Source organism: Prevotella sp. RM4 (assembly GCF_000701965.1).
Taxonomy (GTDB): Bacteria; Bacteroidota; Bacteroidia; order Bacteroidales; family Bacteroidaceae; genus Prevotella; species Prevotella ruminicola.
On the sequence record NZ_JNKG01000009.1, the window covers coordinates 359,123 to 382,258 of the forward strand.

A 23,136-nucleotide genomic window follows, 5' to 3' on the forward strand; every position below is an offset into this window, starting at 1 on the left:
TTAACGGATGGCGTAAAGGTAGGCCAGAAGGGCCATCTTACCACGCATGGTCTCGCGAGGAGTGAACTCACCGTTTACCCAGAAGTAACGCTGATTGAAGTAAGACTCCTGACGGGGCCAGCCGCCATTGTTCCAGTCGGGATAGCAGTAGGCTAAGATGACACGTGCATCGCCACCGTTATGACCTGGCGACCAGGTCTCGGTGCCGTTGAAAGGTGTCTGACCTGGGTGGGTTCCAGGTGCACCATCGTTACGACCGGTGGTATAGACATCGGTGATGTGGCGCTGACCAAGGCCTGTCATTTCAACTATATTACCAGGATTGCGACCTAAAGCCCAGCTGGCCTCGGTGTACATGGCGTGCTCTAACTGCTTGCGCTCAGCCTTGTTCGCTATGTAGTGAGCCAACATCACTAGTTGCAGGTTCTGTGAGGTTTGCCAACGGTCGTCGTTGGCTGAACGACGACTAGGGCGTTGGGCCATGTGCCCAAAATTGTAATCTTCGGCCTGGGTCTTAATGCTGGCTTTCAAGTTCTGGTAAAGCTCGCCATAATGACGGGTATGTGGGCAGGTAAGATAGGCTGCGGCTGCCCAGTACTGGCAGAATGGAACCAATTGCTTGTTCTCCTCGTGCATAACACCTACACCAAAGAAACCGTGCCTGCCTTTGCTGAACACCTGTGAGTTAGGGCTCTTAATCATGCTCTCATCGGCAAATACCTTTTCCCACTGCTCATCGCCTGTGAGGTTGTATAGGAAGGCTGCAGCCATCTGACGGAAGTCACGACCACGCATCTGCATGGAGCCCACATCCTGCAGGTCGTCGAGCTGCTGATGGTCTTGTTTTGAGGCAAAGCGGAAGGCCTTGATAGCCTCGGCAGTATAGTATTGGCTCAGGCTGTCGTTGCCGTTCAATCTGAAGGCCTCGGCAATGATGGCGCAGTTGGCGGCATTGGCCCAGGCTGCCATGGTGGTGCAGCCTGCCTGGAACATCACGCTCCAGTCGGCACAAGGGTTGGTGACACCCTGTGAGTAAGCCTCGCCATCGCGGATAGAGAGGAAGAAATCTACCTCGTTGCGGGCCTCGTCAATCAGGTCGGGGATACCATTACCACTCTCGCGGATACCTAACTGATCTTCGTTCAAACGTCCCCCCGAGAGGATATAAGGCAACAGCATGTCGTAGATGTTGCTGACGTGGGCCAGGTGGCGGTCCCAGTCGAAGGCATCAGAGTGTCCGCCTTTTACCTCGGTATTTACTGGATTGCCAGGCAGGCGATGCTGCCAGAAGATTGACTGCTTAAGCTGTTTAAAGTGGGGCTCGTCCCACACATCGGTATGCAGTTCACGCCAACCTGGGCTCCAAGGATGGAAGTCGGTTTTATATACAGTAAAGCCCTTAGGGTCGGTTTCAGGAATGAACTGTGGCTGGCGTGGGGCAGGGAATACCTTGGCGGTGTCGATAGGTTCGCCCAAACGCATGTAGTAATAACCGCGAACCGAGTAGCGATAAGGCTCGTAGTAGATGTCGTTCTTTACCTCGAAATCCATACTACAACCCACATCCTCTACTACCAATCGGTAGTAGCCAGGTTTGTTGGCGCTGAAATCGATGTTCCATACATCGGTACCTATCAGACTCTTACTGCCGGCTTCTTTCTTGGCAGCTGAGGCAGGTTGCCAGAACTTTACAGTGCCCACCTTCTGTTTTTTCTTGGTATTTACATTATAGAGCCAAACGCCCTTTCCTTCCAATTGCTTGTAGTTGCGTTGACCGCCATCACCTAACCATTGGTAAAGGTCGGCAGCATGAACGGACTCAAAAGGCGAATAACCTATTATGTTGATGTGTACAGCTTCGGATTGGTTGTTCCATACATCGAAGCGGATAGTGGCCTCGGTTTTATCAGCGCCTATGCCTGCGGGGATGGACACTTTGTAAGTGCAGCCCTGTTTCATGGCCTTAGGCATCTGCAAAAACAGCCAATGGTCTAACTCGCTTGTCAGTGTGTTGTCGGTGTTCATTGGCTTGGATTTGCGCCAAACGGCTAAGGGTTGCGCTGTAGCAAAGGTCTTGTCATCGGGCGAGCTGATTTTCCACAAGCCGGCGTTCTGTGCTTGTGTTGCTTTCAAACGCTCGCCGAATACCAATAGGGTGTCGTCGCCCTCGGCAAACGAGTGACCTAAATAGGCGCTGGGCCCAGTACCATTGTCGCGATAATGCACCTCGCCATCGCGGAAGTGCAGCATCAGATAATCTTTGTCGATAACTTTAATGGTGATGAACTTGGTGGCTGTCATCGGGGTTGCTGTCAGCAGGCATAGTGCTGCGAGCATGGTTTTGAATAGTTTTTTCATTTTTTTTTTTTATTCTAGAATCTTCTCTAATTCGTCTAATTCTTCTTCGGTGGTGGCCCAGCTGGTTACGAAACGGCAGATGGTATGGTATTTGTCGGCCTGACCGAAATGAGTGAACTTCATCTTCTGACTCAGTGCCTCAACCAGTGTATTGTCCATAATTACAAACTGCTGGTTGGTGGGTGAGTCGACATAGAACTCGAAGCCTTTCTTGATGAATATCTGCTTCATGCGCATAGCCATCTTGATGGCATGTTCTGAGAGTTTGAAGTAGAGGTCGTCGGAAAAAAGCGCATCGAACTGCAAGCCTATCAAGGCGCCCTTGGCAATCACGGCACCATGCTGTTTCTGGATGGAGAAGAAATGCTTGTGGGCATTCTGGTGCGTAAATACCACAGCCTCGCCGCAAAGGGCACCAATCTTAGTGCCACCGATATAGAACACATCGCAGTGGCGGGCCAGATAGGGCAGGGATATATCATTGCCCTCTGCCATCAGGCCATAGCCTAAACGGGCTCCATCTATATAGAGAGGTATCTCGTAGCGCTGGCATACCTGATAGATGTCGTCTAGCTCTTTGGCTGTGTAGAGTGTACCAAACTCGGTGGGGAACGTGATATATACCAGACCTGGGTGAACGGCGTGATCCTTGTTGCCATCGTGCATATAGTCGTCGAGATACTTGTCGAGTGTCTTGGCTTCCATCTTACCATTATTATCGGCAATGGTTATGATTTTGTGCTCGGTGAACTCTACAGCACCAGCCTCGTGTACGTTGATATGACCGCTGCCAACACAAATCACACCCTCGTACTGATACAGCATCGAGTCGATGGTGGTGGCATTGGTCTGGGTGCCGCCGGTGAGGAAGAATATCTGGGCATCGGGCAATCCGCATGCTACACGGATGCGCTCTTTGGCGCGTTCGCTAAACTCATCAAAACCATAAGGGGTTGGTTTGGCATCGTTGTATTTAATCAGGTTCTCCAAAACTTTTGGATGAGCCCCGTTGTTGTAGTCACATTCAAATGAAATCATATTGTTTATTAGTTGTTTTTGCGTGCAAATTTACATAAAGTTTTGCGATTTATTTGCTAACTTCGCTTGAAATTTGTATTTTTGCACGCAAATTAGTCAATTATATGTGTACGAATAGACTAAAAACGGCTTTTGTTGCGCTTTCTTGCGTATGCGCTTCGCTATTCTTCGGTTCGTGGGATAGTGATAGTCAGTCGGTTATCGGTCCAATTCCCCCATCACCGCATTACGATGATCCCAGCCAGTGGTTTATAGTTAACCGCCAGGGTGAGGCCGATTTGTTTTATATCATCTCTACAGAAACAGGCGACCATATGATAGGTAGTGATACCTGCCATTTTGCCGACACTTACAACGCTGGTCAGCGTGGACAGATGAGGATTGAGATGCATGCTGTGGATTCATTTTATTCAGGCAAACTGAATTACTATTCGCCTTATTACCGTCAGGTGTCGCTACAGTCGTGGTCGTCAACCGAAACTGCGCTTGCACGTTTGCCATTAGCCATGTCGGACTGCGTTCGGAGTTGGGATTACTATATCAAACATCTGAATCAGGGGCGCCCCTTTATACTGGCAGGCTTCAGTCAGGGAGCTCATGCTATGTTGGAGATTATGAAACGTATGCCGGATGATGTGGCCGACCGCATGGTGGCTGCCTATTTTATTGGTTATAGGATTACTAAGGAAGATACGGCCTGTTGCCGACATCTGCATCCGGCTTGCAAGGCTAACGATACCAAGGTGTCGATTTGCTTTAACTCGGTAAAGACACCTGAGTGCGAAATACCAGTGGTAAGTGCGGGTAATCTGTTCTGTATTAATCCCATCAACTGGCGAACAGATACGGTAGGCGCGTCGTTTGTGTATTACGACAAGGAACATCAGAATGATACGCTCTCGGCACGACTCGACCCGAAGAGCAAGTTACTGTTGATAGGTGGCTATAAGAATGATGAACCGATGCCGGTAATCGGTATTCCGGGAAACTATCATCACATGGAACTAAGATTCTACTACCCTTATATCAGGCAGAATATGGCTGATCGTGTGGAGGCATTTTTTAACAATAGGACTAAATAAAGAATTGTTGTAACTATGAACAGAAAACTATTCATGACGGGGCTGCTGATGCTGGCTATGACCATGCAGGCCCAGACCGCAAAGAAGTTTACCCTGAACCTGACCGATGACGGAAAGGCTCAGATGGTGTGTTTCCTGCCAGAGAATCCCTCAGGCAGAGCTATTGTTGGCGTGCCTGGAGGTGGCTACTCTATGCTTTCGAATACGCATGAGGGCTATCAGGCTTCCGATTGGTTAAACAAACAGGGTATCGCTTATTTCGTGGTAAACTATCGTTTGCCGCATGGTGACCGTACCATTCCAGTAGGAGATGTGGAGCAAGGCTTCCGTATCGTTCGCGACTCGGCTAAGGTCTGGAATATTAATCCTAACGATGTGGGCATTATGGGCTTCTCGGCAGGTGGACATCTGTCGTCGGTCATCTCAACGATGTCGCCTTATGAAGTGCGTCCTAACTTCTCGATACTATTCTATCCAGTAATCTCGATGGATGAGCGTGTATCACATAAGTGGTCGTGCATCAACTTTCTGGGTAAAGAGGGGTATAAGGATCCTAAACTTATAGGACAGTACTCAACCCAGAATGCCGTTCGCAGTCATCTCACACCACCTGCTTGTATCATCAGCGCTAACGACGACCGTTTGGTGCCTGTGGTAACCAATGGTATACAGTATTATTCGGCTATGCGCAATGCCGGTAATGAATGCAGCTTGTTTATCTACCCTTCGGGCGATCATGGCTTTGGCTTTGGCACGTGGTTTAAGTATCACGACCAACTGTTGCAGGACTTAGGTAACTGGCTTAAGTCGATTCCTGCCCCCAAGGAGGATGCTATCCGTGTGGCTTGCATCGGTAACAGCATTACTGATGGTTTTGGTATTGATATGCGTGCCAAGTACGGCTATCCGGCACAACTGCAGGGTATCCTGGGTGATGGCTACTGGGTAAAGAACTTTGGTGTTTCGGCACGTACCATGCTGAACAAGGGCGACTTCCCTTATATGAACGAGATGGCCTGGAAGGATGCCTTGGCATTTAAGCCCGATGTGGTTGTGATTAAGCTCGGCACCAACGACTCGAAGCCCGAGAACTGGCAGTATGGCTCAGAGTTTAGGCAGGATTTGGAACAGATGATTAAGACCCTGCGCCCAGACCTTGCCCAACCAGCTAAGAAAGGTAAGAAGAAGGCTAAGGCTGCAGCTCAGCCTGCAGGTCCAAAGATCCTGCTTTGTACGCCCATCCCTGCCTTCAAGCCTAGTTGGAATATCAACGATAAGGTGATTACCGACGAGATTATCCCCATCCAGCAGGAAGTAGCTAAGCAGTATGGCTTACAGATTATCGATCTGCATGCCCTGATGCTAAACGATGGCGATAAGGTGGTAGATGATGGTATTCATCCCAACGAAAAAGGGGCCAAGAAGATGGCCGAGATCATTGCGGCAGCCATCAAATAAATACAGTAATCCCCGTTCTGTTGTGAACGGGGATTATTTTTTATTTTAATCTAACCACAAACCGGGCACCTTGTGTGTAAGTGGTGTCGAGGGTGAGGGTGTATCCCATCGAGGTGGCTAAGCATCGGGCCAATGGCAAGCCAACGCCAAGTGTATGCTCGTCGGGTGACAGACGTACAAACGGCACAAAGATATGCTCAGCATCACTCGCTGGGATGGTGGGGCCTTCGTTGCTTACAGCAATCGCATAGCTACCATCGGTTAGGGTGTGACAGCTTAACTGCAGCGTATCGCCTGTGGCATATTTTACAACATTGTCGAGTAAACAGTTAATCAGCTCCTGCAGCAGCATATTGGTGGTAATCTTCACATCGTCGGCCACATCTGTTACAAACTCGATGTTCTTGGGTTGGGTTTTGAAATGCTGGTCGTAACTGTTTAGAGTGGTACGTGCCATTTCGTTAAGACCAATCTCGTAGTTCATAGGGATAGGATAAGCATCGCCATAGAGACTGAATAATATCAGCTTGCGGGTAGATGTAGCTACATCGTAGGCATCACGGCAGATAGCTGAGCGTAACTGCATATACTCATCGTGGGGCAACTGTCCGTCGGCATCGATGATAACTTCTGCAGTACCAATCAGTGTCTGTAACGGCGAGCGGAGCGCATCCTGACAAACACGTTTCTCCTCATCAGTAATTCCTAAATCGCCACGTGAGTAAGAATCAAGTACAGGGTCCATCAACGATTCGATGTTCTTGGCTGCAGCAACAATATCGCGATAACGCTTACTGCGTTCCTCGGGTTTGAGTTTGAATTCTGGATCGTTGAATATGCGTGCATAGTTTAGCAGCGAACTGATAGGTGATTTGAGCTTTTCAAAGATGGTTGTTACAAAGGCACGACGGATAGCCTGACCGGCCTTAGCTCGACGGCGGGCCTCCTGTAACTCATGGAACTGCTCTTTCAACTTGAGATTTTTGAAATAGCGATAGATAAGTACTGCTATCAGCAGGGCGATGATGGTGGCTGCCATCAGACCTGCAGACATCAGTTGTTTGCGTCGTAGTTCGGCCTTTTCCTGCTCGGCTTGTAACAGGTCGATGTCGTGGGTCACGTCCATCAGGTGTTCCTCCAGTACTTCGCGCTCGTCGGCTTGTTCCATACTGTCTTTCAGCTGAATTTCACGGAAGGCTTGCTGCCAATTGCCTGTTGTCTGGAAAACCTCCAATCGTAGTTGGTTGGCTAACTGTGGAACTGCGGCTGAGTCGCACCATGCCAGCGCCTGCTTGTAGTCGTTACGTAACAGGTAGTGGCATACCATCACCTGCTGCAGGTTTGCAGGATTAAACCCTGCGGGATTATGCTGGCGTATACTGTCGTAACGGGCAAAGTATCGGTCGAATGCCTGGCGGTCGCCTTGGTGGCTGGCAATGATACACCGGTAGCCAAGCACACCGCTGTCGTACATGGGGTTCTCGAGCATTTGTTTTGGTAGACTGTCGAGACAAGCCATCGCCTCAGCAGGGTGCTTGAAACTAAGCGACAGTGCCAGCGAAAGATAGCAATTGAATACTGATACGGGTTCCTTATTAGCATCAACACCCTTCAGTGCGCGACGGAAGTAGGTCTCGGCCATCTCCGGCTGGTTTCTGCTACTATAGAATAAGCCAAGACACATATTGGGGATGTATAGGTATTGTTCTTGATGACGTTTACGGATATCATCGGTTAGACGGTGAATCTGGGTGAAAGCGCGGTGAAAGTGTTTGTGGTTAACGTCGTAGTTCACACGGCTCATCCAAACACGGTAGTATTTGTCCCAAGCCTGGTTCTGTTCCAGGTGGTTGAGAAATATCTTTTGAGCATTGTAGAAGTCGGAATCGCTGCCACTTACCTGCGCTTGTTGAACGCGCATGGCTAGTTCCTGTTCTATGTTATCGGTATCAGCATAGATCTTGTTGCTACCGAGAAGTGCCAAGGTTAAAAGTACAAAAAGGTATAGATAATGTTTCATGATGTTTTTGGGGTAATGGATGCCCCGCGCACTTCATTCATGATGACGCGGGGCATTGTTATTGGGAATTATTGTTTGTGGTTAAAGGGCTTCGAGCATGCGCTTGATAACTACCGAACAGCTAATCTCGCGGTTGGCTGCCTCGGGGATAACAAGGCTGTTGGGGCTCTCAATCACATCGTCTGTTACAATCAGGTTACGACGAACGGGCAGACAGTGCATGAACTTACCATTGTTTGTCCATGACATGTGCTCGGTGTCAACTGTCCACGACATATCCTTGCTGGTGATCTTTCCATAATCGGCAAGGTTTGATACACCTGGGTTACTCCAGTTTTTTGCATAGATGAAATCGGCACCCTCGAAAGCTTTCTTCTGATCGTACTCTACGCGGGCATTACCTACGAACTTTGGATCGAGTTCGTAACCCTCGGGGTGGGTGATGACGAAGTCAACATCGGGAGCGGCGTTCATCCACTGGGCGAACGAGTTAGGTACAGCCTGAGGCAATGCACGGCAATGAGGTGCCCAAGTGAGGACTACCTTTGGACGTTCTACTACCTTATGCTCCTCGATGGTGATGAGATCGGCAAAGGCCTGTAGGGGATGAACTGTAGCTGTTTCCATTGCAAATACGGGACGACCGCTATATTTGATGAACTGTTGCAGCACGGTCTCGGCATAGTCGTACTCACGGTCGGTAAGCCCGGCAAACGAGCGTACACCAATCAAGTCGCAGTAGCATCCCATTACAGGAATTGCCTCAAGCAGATGCTCGCTCTTGTCGCCATCCATAATCACACCACGCTCGGTTTCCAACTTCCATGCACCGGCATTTACATCAAGCACAATCACATTCATGCCTAAGTTCATTGCTGCCTTCTGGGTGCTGAGACGGGTGCGGAGCGAATTATTAAAGAAGATCATCATCAGGGTCTTGTTTTTACCCAGATGCTGATACTTGTAACGATCGTTCTTAATCTCAAATGCTTCGGCCATCGCCTTATCCAATGGGCCGAGGTCTTCTACGTTGATAAAACTCTTCATATTTTTATTATTAATTATCAATTGTCAACTATTAATTATCAATTCTCAAAGCCTTGAGGCACATGATGGTCATGTCGTCGTTAGGTTCGGCACCATTACGATGGCGCTCCACTTCGGCTTCCATCAGTTCTACTACATGGCGGGCGTCTTTGAATTTTGTATGCCGTAGTATATCCAGCATATGCTCGTCGCCAAACTGTTCCAGCTTAATGTTCTCGGCTTCATTAAGTCCATCGGAATAAATGAAGAGAGGACGCCCCTTGATGGATGCAATCTCCTCGCCGATATATTCAAGTTCCGGCCATAGACCGATAGGGGCATTCGACTCCATCTCAAGGAATGAACCTTGCTGCTCATCGCCTCCGATGACAGGGGGATTGTGCCCGGCATTGCAGAAATGGAGTTGGCCGTTGGTAAGATTTAGCTGACCAATGAACATAGTGACGAACATGCCGTTGTCGTTTTTCTCTGTTAGTTCATCATTCAAGCGTGTGGCTATGGAGGCTGGCATCATGTGCTGCTTTGCTAAGGCACGGAATAGACGGATGGTCTGGGCCATAAATAGTGAGGCAGGCACTCCTTTTCCAGATACATCGCCCAAACAGAAATATAAGATGTTATCTTCAAGCAGATAATCGTATAGATCGCCGCCAACCTCCTTGGCTGGGTTCATCGAGGCGTAGAGATCCAGGTCGGGACGCTCGGGGAATTCGTGTGGCACCATCGACATCTGAATTTCGCGGGCAATACGTAGCTCGCTCTCAATGCGCTCCTTTGCTGCGGTGGTCTGTTCCAACTGCTCGTAGGCAGTCTCCAACTTGTCGTAGGCCACAGTCAGATCTTTCATGTGGCGACTGCGACGATATAGATAGATGCACAGGAAAGTGATGATGAGCAGACCAACACTGATGGCTGCCCAGAGGGTGATGCGTTCTGTCTTCTCCTTACTCTGTCGCGCTTCCAGCTTCGACTGGTATTCGCTTAGCTTTAGCTGTTGTGCGTGACGGTCAAGGCTATCGTTCTTTAGTTTTATGGCGGCATTGCTTAGTTCGATGTCGCGATTCTTAAGTGTCAGATCTAATGCTTCTTTCTCCAAGCGTTCTTGTTCCAGTTCGTTGGCTTGGCGTTCCAAACGTAGTTCCTGGTTGTGCAACTTCAATTTCTTTGCTTCGTTCTCGGCTCGGATGATGTCCATCTGCATGGTATGCTCTGCCGATTGCTTACGTATGTCGGCCGTGTTGATGGAGTCGCTAACCCTTTTATACTCTTTGAAGTATTTGAGGGCATCTTCCCATTTCCCCAACCATTCGTAAGCGTAAGAGATAAACTGGGCTCGTTCTTGGGGCAACTTCACTTTTTGGGCCAATTCGAGCATTTTCTCGTAGTCGCCGTTAACACGGGCATGGTAGATTTCAATATCGTTAGCAAAGAGCGAACGGTAATGATACTTCTCTGAGACTTTTTTCCATTCCGCGTAAGCCTTGTTCAACTCTGTTTTTTGATTGGCTCCCTGATGATACATGGCTGCGATGCATCGATAACTCCATGCATCTACAATCGAAGGTCCTGTGAGGTTGGGTTCTTTCAAGGCTTTGTCGGCCATTTCGAGCACTTTCTTCTGGTCTCTGCGATTGTGATAGATTTTTGCTAGTCCCAAATAGGCCGGAGCGGCATTGATATGGGGCAAAAAAGATTGTTTATATTTTAAGGCTTTTAAGTAATTCTGCTCAGCCTGTATTTCCATCCTGAGGACGCTGGACTGGCTGGCTGTGATGAGTGACGAATAGTATATACCTAGTTTGCTGTCGTGTTGCTGGCTATACTCGTTCAGAGCCTTGGCTATCTCAATGCCTTTGTCTCTGCTGATTTTTGAAAATGCAAAGGAGGCCTGGTTGGCCCAGGTCCGGTAGTAGAGATCTTCGTCTTTCGCTTTCTGGCAAGCGTCTTTCAGTTGGTCGGTGATATTCATGAACTGCTCAACCTCGTGTGAGGAGTACAGACGGTACATCTCCTTTGTCAACCGATCAAGTTCGGTCTGATGACTTTGGGCCGCCACTATAAGTGGCAGCACAAAGAATAGTAGGTATATAGTAATGTTTCTTTTCATTTTGTTCCCTCCTTATATATAACCTATGGACGTATCTGTCCTTCACCTTCGATAAGCCACTTGAACGTGGTAATCTCCTCAAGTGCCATAGGGCCACGGGGGCCGAGTTTCTGAGTAGAGATGCCTATCTCGGCGCCAAGACCGAACTGAGCACCATCGGTAAACGAGGTGGGGGCATTCCAGTAAACGCAGGCTGCATCAACATGAGCCTGGAACTTACGGGCAGTTTGTTCGTTCATCGTAACGATAGCCTCGCTATGTCCGCTACCGTTCTGATCTATATGGTCGAGAGCTTCGTCAAGCGAAGCAACAGTCTTGATAGCAAGCTTATAATCCATAAACTCGGTTCCGAAACTGTCGTCGGTGGCTGGCTCCAAGAAAGGATAATTGCCATCGAGGGCTTGGTATGCCTGTTTGTCGGCATAGATGATAACATGCTTGTCGGCCATTTTCTGGCAGAGAGCAGGCAGATCGGCCAGGCGGCTCTCGTGTATTAGCAGACAGTCGAGTGCGTTGCAAACAGATACACGGCGGGTTTTGGCATTGTTAATGATTGCACATCCCATCTCTAAGTCGCCCTCGGCGTCGAAATAGGTGTTTACTACACCGGCACCTGTTTCGATAACAGGTATACGAGCTGTGTCGCGTACGAAGTCGATAAGCTTACGACCGCCACGTGGAATGCAGAGATCTACATAACCCACAGCATTCAGCATCTCGCCTGTAGCCTCATGAGTGGCGGGCAGCAGGGCAACCACATCTTTGGATACACCAAACTGTTCCAATATCTCATGAATGAGTGCAACTTCCTCGCGGTTACTGCAGTCGGCATCCTTTCCACCTTTCAGTATGCAAGCATTACCGCTCTTAAAGCAGAGCGAGAATACATCGAACGTAACATTAGGGCGCGCTTCGTAAATCATACCAATTACACCAAAGGGCACGCTGATACGACACAGACGAAGTCCGTTGGGCAGTGTTTTCTGTTTAGTGATATGTCCTAATGGTGAGGGGAGGGTGGCTACTTTGCGCATGTCGGAAGCAATACCCTCTAAACGGCTATCTGTGAGTTGCAGACGGTCGTACAATGGGTTGGCTTTCGACATCTTGGCCAAATCCTGGGCGTTTGCCTCCAGGATTCTTGCCTTATGATTAATGATAGCATTGGCAACGGCATTGAGTATCTCGTTGCGCTGCTCGTCGGTAAGCAGAGCCAGACTCTTGCTGGCACGTTTTACACGTTCGAATGTATCTTTGAGTTGCATAGCTCTATTATGTTAGGAATTCAGTGTGAGGTGTTGACTCTGGTCTTTCAATCAAGTCGATCAGGATATCATCGCGGGTACCATTAGCGATGATAACGTGGATGCCTGCCGACTGGATGTTGCTGGCCGTGTGGTATTTTGAGTGCATACCACCACGTCCGAAAGCACTCTTCTCCTTCTGGATAAATTTTGAAAGGTCGGTGCAAGGTGCAACGGTCTGTATCAGTTCCGATGAAGGATCATCGGGGTGACCGGTATAGATACCATCGATGTTAGAGAGCAGAATCAGTGAATCGGCTTTCATCATCTGTGCGATGAGGCCCGAGAGTTCATCGTTATCTGTAAACATCAGCTCGGTAACTGATACGGTGTCGTTCTCGTTAACGATGGGGAGAACATCGTTCTCCAGCATCACCGTCATACATGCCTGCTGGTTGCGATACTGCTCGCCTGGCTGGAAGTTCTCCTTCATGGTGAGCACCTGACCAACGTGAATACCAAACTCGCGGAACAAGTCGTAGTAAAGACCTACGAGTTTTACCTGACCGACAGCAGAGAACAACTGGCGCTGTTCAACCGAATCAAGCGAGTGGTCGACTGTGAGTTCGCGTCTACCGCAGGCTACGGCACCCGAGGTAACAAGGATCACCTCGATATTCTGCTTGCGCAACCAAGCTATCTGATCGACCAACGCCGACATGCGGGTGACGTCCAGTTTGCCATCTGCTCGTGTCAGTACGTTCGAACCTACTTTGATAACAATTCTTTTCTTCATCTTCTAATATAATCGTACATCTTTGATGTGATCTATTTCTGGTTGCTGACCCATCGTGCCGACTACAGTAATAATGTCGAACCTAACATCGCTATTGATACGGCGGTACTTGATGTAGTGGTTGATGGCCAGACGGAGATTCTGTAACTTACGGTAGTCGACAGCCTCTTCAGGGTCACCGAACAATCGGTTGCGACGGGTTTTGACTTCAACAAATACCACTTCGTTACCGTCTGTGGCGATGATGTCGATATCCCGACGCCCCGACTTCCAGTCGCGTTCTATTATACGATAGCCATGATGCTGTAGGTATTCGGTGGCTTTGTCTTCGCCCCATTTCCCTAACTCATTATGTGCAGCCATAACTATTCTTTCATCATTATTTCTCCGCGTCTTTCTTGCGAATCTCTACGCGGCGAATCTTACCACTGATGGTCTTTGGCAGTTCGTCAACAAACTCCACAATACGTGGGTACTTGTAAGGCGCTGTCTCCTTTTTAACATGCTGCTGCAGTTCCTTTACGAGATCGTCGCCAGCCTTGTCCTTCCACTCTTTGCCGAGTACAACGGTTGCCTTTACCACCATACCGCGGATATCGTCGGGTACACCTGTGATGGCGCACTCAACTACGGCAGGGTGAGTCATCAGGGCACTCTCAACCTCGAATGGGCCAATGCGGTAACCTGAGCTCTTGATCACATCGTCGATACGACCTTCGAACCAGTAGTAACCGTCTTCATCGCGCCAAGCCATATCTCCGGTGTGATAGATGCCGTCGTGCCAGGCCTCGCGGGTTTTCTCCTCATCGCGGTAGTAGCCCTTAAACAAACCGATAGGCTTCTTATCGCCTACGCGTACCACGATCTCACCTTTCTCACCATCCTCACATGAAGTTCCGTCGGCACGCAGCAGATCAATATTGTACTGAGCATTAGGGATACCCATCGAACCGGGCTTTGGTGTCATCCAAGGGAAGGTACCGAGGGTCATGGTGGTTTCGGTCTGACCGAAGCCCTCCATCATGCGGATGCCGGTCTTCTCGTAGAACTTATCATATACTGCGGGGTTCAGGGCCTCGCCTGCGGTACAGCAATACTGGAGACTGCTCAGGTCATACTTGCTCAAATCCTCACGAATCATAAAACGGTAGATGGTGGGAGGTGCACAGAAACTGGTAACCTTATACTTCTCCATCTGGCGCAGCAGGGTGTCGGCATTAAACTTCTCGTGGTCGAATACGAACACGGTAGCACCGGCAAACCACTGACCGTAGAACTTACCCCATACAGCCTTACCCCAACCAGTATCGGCTACGGTGAGGTGGAGTGAGCCTTCGTGCAGGTTGTGCCAGAATACACCTGTGGTGAGGTGGCCCATGGCATACAGATAATCGTGTGCAACCATCTTTGGCTCGCCACTGGTACCAGAGGTGAAGTACATAATCATGGTGTCTTCGTTGTTATTAACGAAGGCAGGACGCTCGAACTTGGGGGCCTGCTGCCATTCTGCCTTCCAGTTGTGGAAACCTTCCTCGTCGCGCAGTGTGATATATTGCTTTACCGTAGGACTCTCAGGCATGGCCAGCTTGATCTGACTGATGATATAGTCATCGTCAGCACAGATGATGGCCTTTACTGAGGCACGTGTGTTACGATATACGTAGTCGTGCTTGGTGAGCATGTGGGTAGCGGGAATTACAATGGCACCGATCTTACATAACGCCAACATGATAACCCACCACTCGTAGTGACGCTTCAGGATGAGCATGACGGGATCGCCCTTACCGATACCCAGCGACATCAGGTATGATGCAGCCTGATCGCTCTGTTCCTTTAACTCACCATAGGTGGTACGTATCTCTTCGCCCTGGTCGTTGGTCCAAAGCAATGCTAACTTCTCGGGTGCTTCCTCTGCCCACGCATCCATCACGTCGTAGGCAAAGTTGAAGTTCTCTGGAATGATAAACTCCAGATTCTTATTGTAATCCTCTACAGACTCGAAATGTGTCTGCTTTAAAAATCTTTCTACCATAAATTTATTCTTCAATCTTTCAATTCTTCAATTCTTTTCGACTGTAAAGGCGAGGAATTTCACGGGTTTGTCGCCTACGGCCAGCATGCCGTGGGGCTTTGATGAGTCGAAATAGATGCTGTCGCCCTCGTCGAGAATGATGGTCTTGCCACCGATAAAGAGTTCCATCTTACCCTCGAGTACCATGTTGAACTCCTGGCCTGGGTGGGTATTTTTGTAAATGGTGCGAGCGCCTGGCTTAGGCTCAACAGTTACAATGAATACATCGGCCTGGTGGTTTACGAAACCACTTACCAGACTCTGATACTTGTAAGCCTTGGTGCGCTCTACGCTCATGCCCTGACCTTTACGTACTACAAAGTACGACTTCATATGGGGTGCCTCGGCAAACATCAGTTCCTCGGCTGATACACCATACTTGTGGGCTATCTTCATGAGGTTTGAGATGGTGATGTCAAGCTCACCTTTCTCAATCTTCTCGTACTTTTCTGAGTCGATACCGATTGTCTCGGCCATCTCGCTTACTGGAATGTCGAGAACATCGCGCAAACCGCGAAGGCGTTCTCCAATTTGCTTTAATTGCTCGTCCATGTGTTCTATGTTATTTATCGTTCATCTATGATTTTGTAATTCGCATATTTTTCTTTGGGGAAAACGAAAATGCTATCGTCGATGTTACCTGCCTTAAAGTTTGAAAAAGTGATAGTGGCCCAGAAAATGCTAACTTTTATACGTAGCTTCTTGGGATAGTAATTGCCTGGATTGAGCAGGGCAATTATCTTTTTCATCTTTACTTTGGCACCAGGCTTGGCTTGGAGGGTGACCAACAAACCGTCAGGATCCTTGGCGATAGAGTAGTTGTAGCTGTCGGGTTCGAATTTGAACATCTGCAGCTTTTCGTTCTTCTTGTTTACTTTAGGGTCGTGAATCTCGACGATGCCTTTCTTCTCGCGGAGAATATATTTGAGGTTACCGTCGTTCCACATCTTGGAGTCCTTATATTCCGACTTGGCTTTGTCGCCCTTATTCCATGAGGTGCCTTCTTCTTTGTATACGTGAAGAATGTCTATCTTATAATGGAATGTAACGCCCTCCTTACCATAGATATGGTTCCAAGCGGTATTAAACACACGCTTGGCTTGGCGGGCGTTGGCATTGTCCTGCGCCTTTGTATTCAGGCTTAGGCATAAGACAAGCAGAATATAAAGGAGGCGTTTCATTTGAGTCCTGCTTTAAGACCGCGGATAACAGCAGAGGTGAAACCTGCATGTTCCATCTCGTTGAGACCCTTGATGGTTAAACCACCAGGAGTGGTAACCAGATCGATGGCAGCTTCGGGGTGCATACCGCTGGCTTCCAGCAGTTCAACAGCGCCTTTCATGGTCTGCATCACAATCTTCTTGGCATCATCGGCCTTGAAACCTAACTCTACACCACCTTCGGCTGCTGCGCGGATATAGCGCATGGCATAAGCGATACCGCAACTGGCCAGCGTGGTACCTGATGCCAAGTGTTGCTCGTCGGTGAGGAGCGATGTGCCCATATCGTTAAAGATACCCTGAACCAGTTCAGTCTGCTGCAGGGTGGTATCGCAAGGTACGATGAAGGTCATCGAAGCCAACTGGGCAATGGCGATGTTTGGAATAACCAGGAAAAGTGGGGGACAGTTTGCACCCAACCATTCCTTGATACTTGCTGAAGGAACGCCTGCGGCAATTACAATCAGGAGTTGTTTCTTGGGGTCGAGTTCGGCTTTGATGTCGGTGAGTACACGCTCTACTAACCAAGGTTTTACAACTACGCAAACAATATCGGCAGTCTTGGCAGCCTGCTGGTTGTCGGTAGTTACGTTAACACCTAACTTGGCAAACTTATCTACAACCGCTTGCGAAGGATCGCTTACGGTGATATCTTCGTTCTTAAACTGATGGCCTTTGATCAGACCTTCGACGGTAGCGCCACCCATGGCGCCTGCGCCTATTACTGAAATTTTCATAATTCCTCGGGTTTTACTCTAATCAGTCTTTCGATAAAGTCGTCGGCTTCTGCCTTGGTGAGACAGAGTGGTGGCAGCAAGCGCAGAATGTTCTGACCTGCACATCCGGTAAAGCAATGCTCATGCTTGATGAGTGGCTTACGTACCATGGCGTGTGGCATGTCGAGTTCGATACCAATCATGAGTCCGCGACCGCGAACCTCCTTGATGTGCGAACTACCAATGTTGCGAATGCCTTCCATCAGGTAGTCGCCTACCTCGCGGGCATTCTCTACAAGACCTTCGTTCTCAAATACATCGAGTGTAGCCAAGGCTGCAGCACAAGCCAGGTGGTTACCACCAAAGGTGGTGCCTAACTGTCCGTAAACAGGCTCGAACTCTGGTGAAATCAGCACACCACCCATGGGGAATCCGTTAGCGATACCCTTGGCAACGGTGATGATATCGGGCTTGATGCCTAACCATTGGTGGGCAAAGAATTTTCCGCTACGACCATAGCCGCACTGAATCTCGTCGCAGATAAGTACGGCGCCATAACGCTTACAAGCGTAAGCCAATCCCTGGGCAAACTCAGGTGTGGCCATCTGGATACCGCCTACACCCTGGATGCATTCCAGAATTACAGCTGCTACGCCACCTTTCGACAGTTCGCGAACCCAGGGCTCCAAATCGTTCAAAGGCAGGAAACGTACGTGGTGGTTGTCGTTGATGGGAGCCACAATCTTGGGATTGTTTGTTACCTCGACAGCCAGACTGGTACGGCCGTGGAATGCTTTCTCGCAACTCAGCACGCGGGTGTTGCCGGTTTTGAACGAGGCCAACTTCAGGGCATTCTCGTTAGCTTCGGCACCAGAATTAATCAGGAACAACTGATAATCGTCGTAGCCCGAAATCTTGCCTAAACGCTCAGCCAGCTGTACTTGCAGTTTGTTGATAACAGAGTTAGAGTAGAAACCGATGTTCTGCAACTGTTCTGTTACCTTACTAATATAATGGGGATGTGAGTGGCCGATGCTGATAACAGCGTGTCCACCGTAAAGGTCGAGATACTCCTGACCTTTGTCGTCCCACACTTTACAACCTTTTCCTTTTACGATGTTAACATCGAACAATGGATAAACGTCGAATAGTTTCATGTCGTTTCCTTTCTTTTAATTGTTAGAAAGCTGATGCTTTAAGTTTCAGTCCGGCAGTCTCGTCAATGCCGAACATGATATTCATGTTTTGTACAGCCTGACCAACAGCACCCTTCAACAGGTTGTCGATAGCAGAGGTAACAAGCAGTTTACTGCCGTATTTCTCTACATGTACCAAAGCTTTGTTGGTATTTACTACCTGCTTCAGGTCGATAGCTTTGTCGCTATAGTGGGTAAAGGCTGCATCCTTATAGAAGTCCTTGTAAGCTTCAATCACATCTTCTACTGGGGCTGGTGTCTTGATAACTGCTGTGCAGAAAATGCCACGGGCAAAGTCGCCACGATAGGGGATAAAGTCGATATCAGCGTCAAGATAGCCCTGAATCTGCTTCAATGACTGACGAATCTCAGCGATGTGTTGGTGCTGGAAGGGCTTGTAGATGCTCAGGTTGTTGTTGCGCCACGAGAAGTGTGTAGTGGCGCCTGGCTTCTGGCCTGCACCGGTTGAACCAGTGATGGCATTCACAGCCACATCCTCTTTCAGCAGATTCAGATAAGCGGCAGGCAGTAGTGCGAGCTGGATACAAGTAGCAAAGCAGCCTGGGTTAGCCAGGTGCTGAGCTTTCATAATCTCCTCCTTGTTAATCTCGGGCAGGCCGTACACATAGTCGTGGTCGCCTTTGATGCGGAAATCCTGTGCCAGATCGATGATTTTGACGTTAGCGGGGATGGTATGCTCCTTCAGGAACGCCTCGCTCTTGCCATGACCGAAACAGAAAAATACCACATCCACCTTGTCGAAAGGCATCTCGCTGGTAAACTTAAGATCAGTGTCGCCAATCAGACCTTCGTGCACATCCGATACCAGATTGCCAGCATTACTTTCTGAGTTGGCAAACACAATCTCTGCTTCAGGATGGTTCAGCAACAAGCGGATGAGTTCGCCGCCTGTATAACCTGCTGCACCAAGTATTCCAATCTTTATCATAAAATCGGTATTTATCCGTGTAATCCGTGATTCTTATCTTTTCTCGTCCTTGTGGATGCCGTAGTATACACGCAGTGGGGTAGAGCTAACTTTGATGAAGCCCTTGGCCTCGTCGGCTGTCCAACCTGTCTGAGTCTCACCATATTCGCCCAGCTTACTCTTGGTCAGGTCGTTCGCACTGTCGATACCAACAGTCTCAAATCCGTAAGGACGGAGTTTCAGAATAGCTGTACCAGTTACGTTGCGCTGCGAAGAGGTAAGCATAGCCTCGATATCGGGCATCACTGGCTCCAGATACTGACTCTCGTGCAGGAACATGCCATACCAGTTGGCAACCTGATCCTTCCAGTACTGCTGCCACTTAGAGAGTGTTGACTTCTCCAGTAGACGGTGAGCCTCGATGATGAGCTTGGGGGCTGCAGCTTCGAAACCTACGCGGCCCTTAATGCCGATGATAGTATCACCAACGTTGGCATCACGACCGATAGCATAGCTGGCTCCAATCTCTTCAATCTTCTGGATGGCTTTCACCTTATCATCGAACTTCTCGCCATTTACGGCTACAATCTCACCCTTGTCGAACTGAATCTTCAGCAGTGCTTCCTGCTCCTTGGCAGTAACATGCTTCAGGTAAGCCTCTTCAGGCAGTCCCTGTGTGGGATCGAGCAACTCGCCGCCACAGATACTGGTACCCCAGATACCAACGTTATATGAGTACTTTAGCTTGGTGAAATCAGCAAAGAATCCGTGCTCGTTCAGGTAGTCAACTTCTTCTTTACGAGTCAGTTTCTTATCGCGGGTCAGGGTGATGATCTCTACGCCTGGTGCCATTACAAGGAAGGTCATGTCGAAACGAATCTGGTCGTTTCCGGCACCGGTTGAACCGTGGGCGATGGCATCAGCACCAATCTCCTTGGCATAGCGGGCGATGGCGATAGCCTGGAAAATACGCTCGCTTGATACAGAAATTGGGTAGCAGTTGTTACGCAGCACATTTCCGAAAATCATATACTTCAACGATTTCTCGTAATACTCGTGGGTTACATCGAGGGTTACATAAGCCTTTGCACCAAGCTTAAAGGCGTTCTCCTCGTTCTTCTTCAACTGCTCGTCGCTAAAACCGCCTGTGTTGGCGCAGGCTGCATATACATCCCAGCCATCCTGGGTGAGTTTCATAACGGTGTAAGAGGTGTCAAGACCTCCTGAAAATGCGACTACTACTTTCTTGTTTGCCATATCTTTGTTGCTTTATATTATTTACTATTTGATACTTCGTATCGAACCTTTACTATTCACTAACAGAATCAATTTTGCGTATTCTCTCCAGTACATCGTCGGAGATCTTTGCTGGCAGATGCTCTGTTGGATCGTAAAGCATCGCTGTACAGATGCAGTATTTGCGACCTGTACGATGCAGAACGTCAACATTGCAACAACCCTCGCAACCTTTCCAGAATGCCTCGTCGTCGGTTAAGTCGGCAAAGGTAACTGGCTGATAGCCTAATGCGGTGTTCATTGCCATCACTGCTGCACCACTGGTCAGCGAGAAAATCTTGGCGTGTGGCCATCGGGTTCTGGCTAATGTAAAAGTCATGTCCTTGATGCGCTTGGCAATATGCTTACCTCTGAAGTCGGGGTGTACAATCAGTCCCGAGGTGGTTACATATTGCTGATTCTCCCAAGTCTCGATGTAGCTGAATCCTGCAAATCTACCATCTTTGGTCAGGGCGATGACAGCTTTTGCTTCCATCATCTTCTTGGCCAGATACTCATGCGTTCTCTTGGCGATACCTGTACCGCGCACCTTTGCAGCCTCTGCAATGGTGTCGAGGATAGTGTCTACGTACTTCTCGTGTTCAGGTCCTGCTACCAAGACATCAATTTCTTCTTCCATTTCTTTCTTCTTTATTTCATGTTTGGCACGACATCAGTCAGAGCTTCTACCACATCCTGATGCTTTACGCCTTCTTTAATTACAATGAATATGGTGTCGTCACCAGCAATGGTACCCAAGATTTCAGGTACATCACTATTGTCGATGTTCCAGGCAATCGAACTGGCATAGCCAGGGCGTGTCTTGATGATACCCATGTTGCCCGAAAAGTTGATACTGATAAAACCAGGTACCTTCATCATCTCACGAATGCTGTTGGGCGTGCTGACTCGCTTGTACATGGTCTCGTTGGGCAGTACATACACGTAGTTGCCACTCATCGAGGCGGCTTTTGCAACCTTCAGTTGCTTCAGATCGCGACTCAGTGTGGCTTGCGTCAGTTTGAAACCTTCCTTCTGGAGGGCGTTCAACAATTCGTCCTGGCTTCCTAACTGCTGACTTGATATGATCAGTCTCAGGGCTTCTAATCTGTTGGTCTTTACTTTCATCTCAGTATATTTATTCAGAAATCGGTTGCAAAATTATACAAAATTTCGCAACCGACCAAATATTTCTGCATATATTTGCAAATTTTACCGTTTCATATCGAATCCAACACGTACGCCATCGTAATTTTTGCTCAAATCTCCAATTGTTTGCAAATCTTTGTTCCCGCTCATAGCCGACATGGTCTGGAGGACAGTCAACAGTTTCTTGGCTTCGAACAGGATAGAAATACCATTTGCCTCTTTCTTTGCATAGCAGTTCATCGAGAGCAGTAATCCTTTTAAGGAAATTTTCTGTGTAGCCTCGTCGAAAGTGTATTTGCCGTTGAATGGAGTGCCGGCTATTTTTGAAGAGAAGGTGCCATCTTCGTTAAAGGTGATATATGTGTTACTGGCTGAGAGGCCAACCTGCTGGTAGTAGGGCAGTAATTTCTCTTCAATCTGTACGGCGGCAACTTCACCACCAGCTTTGGCCAGCAGGTTCTCGCTGGTAAATGCGCAGCCAGGACCAGCATATTTCCATGTGGCAATCAGATTCTGTTGTTTTACCTTATCAAGACCGATAACACTTGTGATGGCATTTACTACACCAGTACCATTGGTCATGGCACCGAGTACCTGACCCATGTTGCCGCAGCTTGTCATGGCGATGCATGACAAAGCGGCAATTCCTACCATTACTTTCTTCATTTTGCTTTTTTTCCTTTTTGATGGTTTTACTTCTTTTGATAATGCAAAAGTAATTTAAATCCCTTAAACTACAAAACAATTATCAGAAATTAACGTAGTCATTTCTTAGTTGGGTAGGTAGTCTCTTCTGAACTCAAAAAATGCGGTGAGTTAATTCAAAAAGGGTTTTGAGTTAATTCACGAAGGGTTTTGAGTTAACTCATGGTTTTTAGGGATATGCCGGTCTGTCAATATAATATATAATAATGTGTCAGCATTTTTGAAGTTGATATTTGTCAAGAGCAACCAAAAAAATGCATGAAAAATGAAAATTTCTCTCGAAAAGTTTTGGTAGTTCCAAAAAAAGCCGTACCTTTGCACCCGCAAATCAGGAACACCACCTGACAAGCACTAAAAGAAAGAGTTCTTTGAAAGATTTACATAAACAGAAGTAGTACAAGAAGCAAGAGCAGAAATACTCTTGGGTAAATGAACAAACCGTTTCAATTTCTTGAATTTGGATAGTTGTTCTGAGACAGATACATTTCTATTTTAAATAGAAAAAACAAACAAATTTTTACAGTGAAGAGTTTGATCCTGGCTCAGGATGAACGCTAGCTACAGGCTTAACACATGCAAGTCGAGGGGCAGCAGATCGAAAGCTTGCTTTTGATGCTGGCGACCGGCGCACGGGTGAGTAACGCGTATCCAACCTTCCCTATAGTAGAGAATAGCCCGGCGAAAGTCGGATTAATGCTCTATGTTGTATTTAGAGGACATCTGAAG

The 23,136-nt window shown here is 48.2% G+C and carries 20 protein-coding genes and 1 rRNA gene; 3 read left to right on the forward strand and 18 right to left on the reverse strand.

What is annotated here, in order from left to right:
- Complete coding sequence (locus T499_RS0109535) at positions 1-2,358, reverse strand: glycoside hydrolase family 9 protein (protein WP_033150773.1); 2,358 nt, start codon at positions 2,356-2,358, stop codon at positions 1-3.
- Between the two features lie 9 nt (positions 2,359-2,367).
- Entirely contained in the window at positions 2,368-3,396 is a 1,029-nt protein-coding gene (locus tag T499_RS0109540) for a threonine aldolase family protein (RefSeq protein ID WP_033150774.1), read from the reverse strand.
- 104 nt (positions 3,397-3,500) lie between these two features.
- Between T499_RS0109540 and T499_RS14235 the strand changes: the two genes are divergently transcribed.
- Entirely contained in the window at positions 3,501-4,478 is a 978-nt protein-coding gene (locus T499_RS14235; protein ID WP_052173602.1) for a DUF3089 domain-containing protein, read from the forward strand.
- A 15-nt stretch (positions 4,479-4,493) separates the two neighbouring features.
- The gene (gene axeA1 / locus T499_RS0109550; protein WP_033150775.1) at positions 4,494-5,936 is read left to right on the forward strand and encodes an acetylxylan esterase AxeA1; all 1,443 of its coding nucleotides are present in this window, start codon (positions 4,494-4,496) and stop codon (positions 5,934-5,936) included.
- Between the two features lie 40 nt (positions 5,937-5,976).
- On the opposite strand, the gene T499_RS0109555 is transcribed toward axeA1, so the two are convergent.
- From T499_RS0109555 to T499_RS0109630, 16 genes are all read right to left on the reverse strand, one after another.
- Positions 5,977-7,956, reverse strand: coding sequence for a sensor histidine kinase (locus T499_RS0109555; RefSeq protein WP_084163060.1), 1,980 nt, complete (start codon positions 7,954-7,956; stop codon positions 5,977-5,979).
- A gap of 81 nt (positions 7,957-8,037) precedes the next feature.
- A complete protein-coding gene (locus tag T499_RS0109560) occupies positions 8,038-9,003 on the reverse strand; it encodes a Rossmann-fold NAD(P)-binding domain-containing protein (protein WP_028906680.1) in 966 nt (321 codons plus the stop codon).
- Positions 9,004-9,034: 31 nt separating this feature from the next.
- Complete coding sequence (locus T499_RS14240; RefSeq protein ID WP_084163062.1) at positions 9,035-11,110, reverse strand: PP2C family protein-serine/threonine phosphatase; 2,076 nt, start codon at positions 11,108-11,110, stop codon at positions 9,035-9,037.
- A gap of 23 nt (positions 11,111-11,133) precedes the next feature.
- Complete coding sequence (locus T499_RS0109570; protein WP_033150777.1) at positions 11,134-12,375, reverse strand: glutamate-5-semialdehyde dehydrogenase; 1,242 nt, start codon at positions 12,373-12,375, stop codon at positions 11,134-11,136.
- Between the two features lie 7 nt (positions 12,376-12,382).
- Positions 12,383-13,150: a glutamate 5-kinase gene (gene proB, locus T499_RS0109575; RefSeq protein ID WP_013064408.1), complete on the reverse strand. Its 768-nt coding sequence runs from the start codon at positions 13,148-13,150 to the stop codon at positions 12,383-12,385.
- A gap of 3 nt (positions 13,151-13,153) precedes the next feature.
- Positions 13,154-13,513, reverse strand: coding sequence for a YraN family protein (locus tag T499_RS0109580; RefSeq protein WP_013065319.1), 360 nt, complete (start codon positions 13,511-13,513; stop codon positions 13,154-13,156).
- A 16-nt stretch (positions 13,514-13,529) separates the two neighbouring features.
- Complete coding sequence (locus tag T499_RS0109585; RefSeq protein WP_013064503.1) at positions 13,530-15,182, reverse strand: AMP-binding protein; 1,653 nt, start codon at positions 15,180-15,182, stop codon at positions 13,530-13,532.
- 27 nt (positions 15,183-15,209) lie between these two features.
- A complete protein-coding gene (locus T499_RS0109590) occupies positions 15,210-15,773 on the reverse strand; it encodes a helix-turn-helix domain-containing protein (protein ID WP_013064828.1) in 564 nt (187 codons plus the stop codon).
- A gap of 14 nt (positions 15,774-15,787) precedes the next feature.
- Positions 15,788-16,402, reverse strand: a complete 615-nt coding sequence (locus T499_RS0109595; RefSeq protein WP_033150778.1) for a hypothetical protein — start codon at positions 16,400-16,402, stop codon at positions 15,788-15,790.
- Positions 16,399-17,178: a pyrroline-5-carboxylate reductase family protein gene (locus T499_RS0109600; protein WP_033150779.1), complete on the reverse strand. Its 780-nt coding sequence runs from the start codon at positions 17,176-17,178 to the stop codon at positions 16,399-16,401. Before T499_RS0109600 ends, T499_RS0109595 begins: the two co-directional genes overlap by 4 nt.
- Positions 17,175-18,314, reverse strand: coding sequence for an aspartate aminotransferase family protein (locus tag T499_RS0109605; protein WP_013065706.1), 1,140 nt, complete (start codon positions 18,312-18,314; stop codon positions 17,175-17,177). The genes T499_RS0109600 and T499_RS0109605 overlap by 4 nt, the downstream gene beginning before the upstream one ends.
- Before the next feature lie 22 nt (positions 18,315-18,336).
- Positions 18,337-19,302, reverse strand: coding sequence for an N-acetyl-gamma-glutamyl-phosphate reductase (gene argC / locus T499_RS0109610; protein ID WP_013063858.1), 966 nt, complete (start codon positions 19,300-19,302; stop codon positions 18,337-18,339).
- 33 nt (positions 19,303-19,335) lie between these two features.
- Positions 19,336-20,538: an argininosuccinate synthase gene (locus T499_RS0109615; protein ID WP_033150780.1), complete on the reverse strand. Its 1,203-nt coding sequence runs from the start codon at positions 20,536-20,538 to the stop codon at positions 19,336-19,338.
- 52 nt (positions 20,539-20,590) lie between these two features.
- Positions 20,591-21,196, reverse strand: coding sequence for a GNAT family N-acetyltransferase (locus T499_RS0109620; RefSeq protein ID WP_033150781.1), 606 nt, complete (start codon positions 21,194-21,196; stop codon positions 20,591-20,593).
- An 11-nt stretch (positions 21,197-21,207) separates the two neighbouring features.
- The gene (argR, locus tag T499_RS0109625; RefSeq protein WP_013064565.1) at positions 21,208-21,684 is read right to left on the reverse strand and encodes an arginine repressor; all 477 of its coding nucleotides are present in this window, start codon (positions 21,682-21,684) and stop codon (positions 21,208-21,210) included.
- Between the two features lie 84 nt (positions 21,685-21,768).
- On the reverse strand, positions 21,769-22,371 hold the full coding sequence (locus T499_RS0109630) for a DUF4923 family protein (RefSeq protein WP_033150782.1): 603 nt from the start codon (positions 22,369-22,371) through the stop codon (positions 21,769-21,771).
- Positions 22,372-22,929: 558 nt separating this feature from the next.
- Between T499_RS0109630 and T499_RS0109635 the strand changes: the two genes are divergently transcribed.
- Positions 22,930-23,136: ribosomal RNA gene (locus T499_RS0109635) — 16S ribosomal RNA — on the forward strand; the annotation flags it as partial.

What these genes read in the sequence shown, in the direction of transcription:
- T499_RS0109535 (WP_033150773.1), bottom strand. Translation starts at nt 2,358, where the DNA reads ATGAAAAAACTATTCAAAACCATGCTCGCAGCACTATGCCTGCTGACA.
- T499_RS0109540 (WP_033150774.1), bottom strand. Translation starts at nt 3,396, where the DNA reads ATGATTTCATTTGAATGTGACTACAACAACGGGGCTCATCCAAAAGTT.
- T499_RS14235 (WP_052173602.1), top strand. Translation starts at nt 3,501, where the DNA reads ATGTGTACGAATAGACTAAAAACGGCTTTTGTTGCGCTTTCTTGCGTA.
- axeA1 (WP_033150775.1), top strand. Translation starts at nt 4,494, where the DNA reads ATGAACAGAAAACTATTCATGACGGGGCTGCTGATGCTGGCTATGACC.
- T499_RS0109555 (WP_084163060.1), bottom strand. Translation starts at nt 7,956, where the DNA reads ATGAAACATTATCTATACCTTTTTGTACTTTTAACCTTGGCACTTCTC.
- T499_RS0109560 (WP_028906680.1), bottom strand. Translation starts at nt 9,003, where the DNA reads ATGAAGAGTTTTATCAACGTAGAAGACCTCGGCCCATTGGATAAGGCG.
- T499_RS14240 (WP_084163062.1), bottom strand. Translation starts at nt 11,110, where the DNA reads ATGAAAAGAAACATTACTATATACCTACTATTCTTTGTGCTGCCACTT.
- T499_RS0109570 (WP_033150777.1), bottom strand. Translation starts at nt 12,375, where the DNA reads ATGCAACTCAAAGATACATTCGAACGTGTAAAACGTGCCAGCAAGAGT.
- proB (WP_013064408.1), bottom strand. Translation starts at nt 13,150, where the DNA reads ATGAAGAAAAGAATTGTTATCAAAGTAGGTTCGAACGTACTGACACGA.
- T499_RS0109580 (WP_013065319.1), bottom strand. Translation starts at nt 13,513, where the DNA reads ATGGCTGCACATAATGAGTTAGGGAAATGGGGCGAAGACAAAGCCACC.
- T499_RS0109585 (WP_013064503.1), bottom strand. Translation starts at nt 15,182, where the DNA reads ATGGTAGAAAGATTTTTAAAGCAGACACATTTCGAGTCTGTAGAGGAT.
- T499_RS0109590 (WP_013064828.1), bottom strand. Translation starts at nt 15,773, where the DNA reads ATGGACGAGCAATTAAAGCAAATTGGAGAACGCCTTCGCGGTTTGCGC.
- T499_RS0109595 (WP_033150778.1), bottom strand. Translation starts at nt 16,402, where the DNA reads ATGAAACGCCTCCTTTATATTCTGCTTGTCTTATGCCTAAGCCTGAAT.
- T499_RS0109600 (WP_033150779.1), bottom strand. Translation starts at nt 17,178, where the DNA reads ATGAAAATTTCAGTAATAGGCGCAGGCGCCATGGGTGGCGCTACCGTC.
- T499_RS0109605 (WP_013065706.1), bottom strand. Translation starts at nt 18,314, where the DNA reads ATGAAACTATTCGACGTTTATCCATTGTTCGATGTTAACATCGTAAAA.
- argC (WP_013063858.1), bottom strand. Translation starts at nt 19,302, where the DNA reads ATGATAAAGATTGGAATACTTGGTGCAGCAGGTTATACAGGCGGCGAA.
- T499_RS0109615 (WP_033150780.1), bottom strand. Translation starts at nt 20,538, where the DNA reads ATGGCAAACAAGAAAGTAGTAGTCGCATTTTCAGGAGGTCTTGACACC.
- T499_RS0109620 (WP_033150781.1), bottom strand. Translation starts at nt 21,196, where the DNA reads ATGGAAGAAGAAATTGATGTCTTGGTAGCAGGACCTGAACACGAGAAG.
- argR (WP_013064565.1), bottom strand. Translation starts at nt 21,684, where the DNA reads ATGAAAGTAAAGACCAACAGATTAGAAGCCCTGAGACTGATCATATCA.
- T499_RS0109630 (WP_033150782.1), bottom strand. Translation starts at nt 22,371, where the DNA reads ATGAAGAAAGTAATGGTAGGAATTGCCGCTTTGTCATGCATCGCCATG.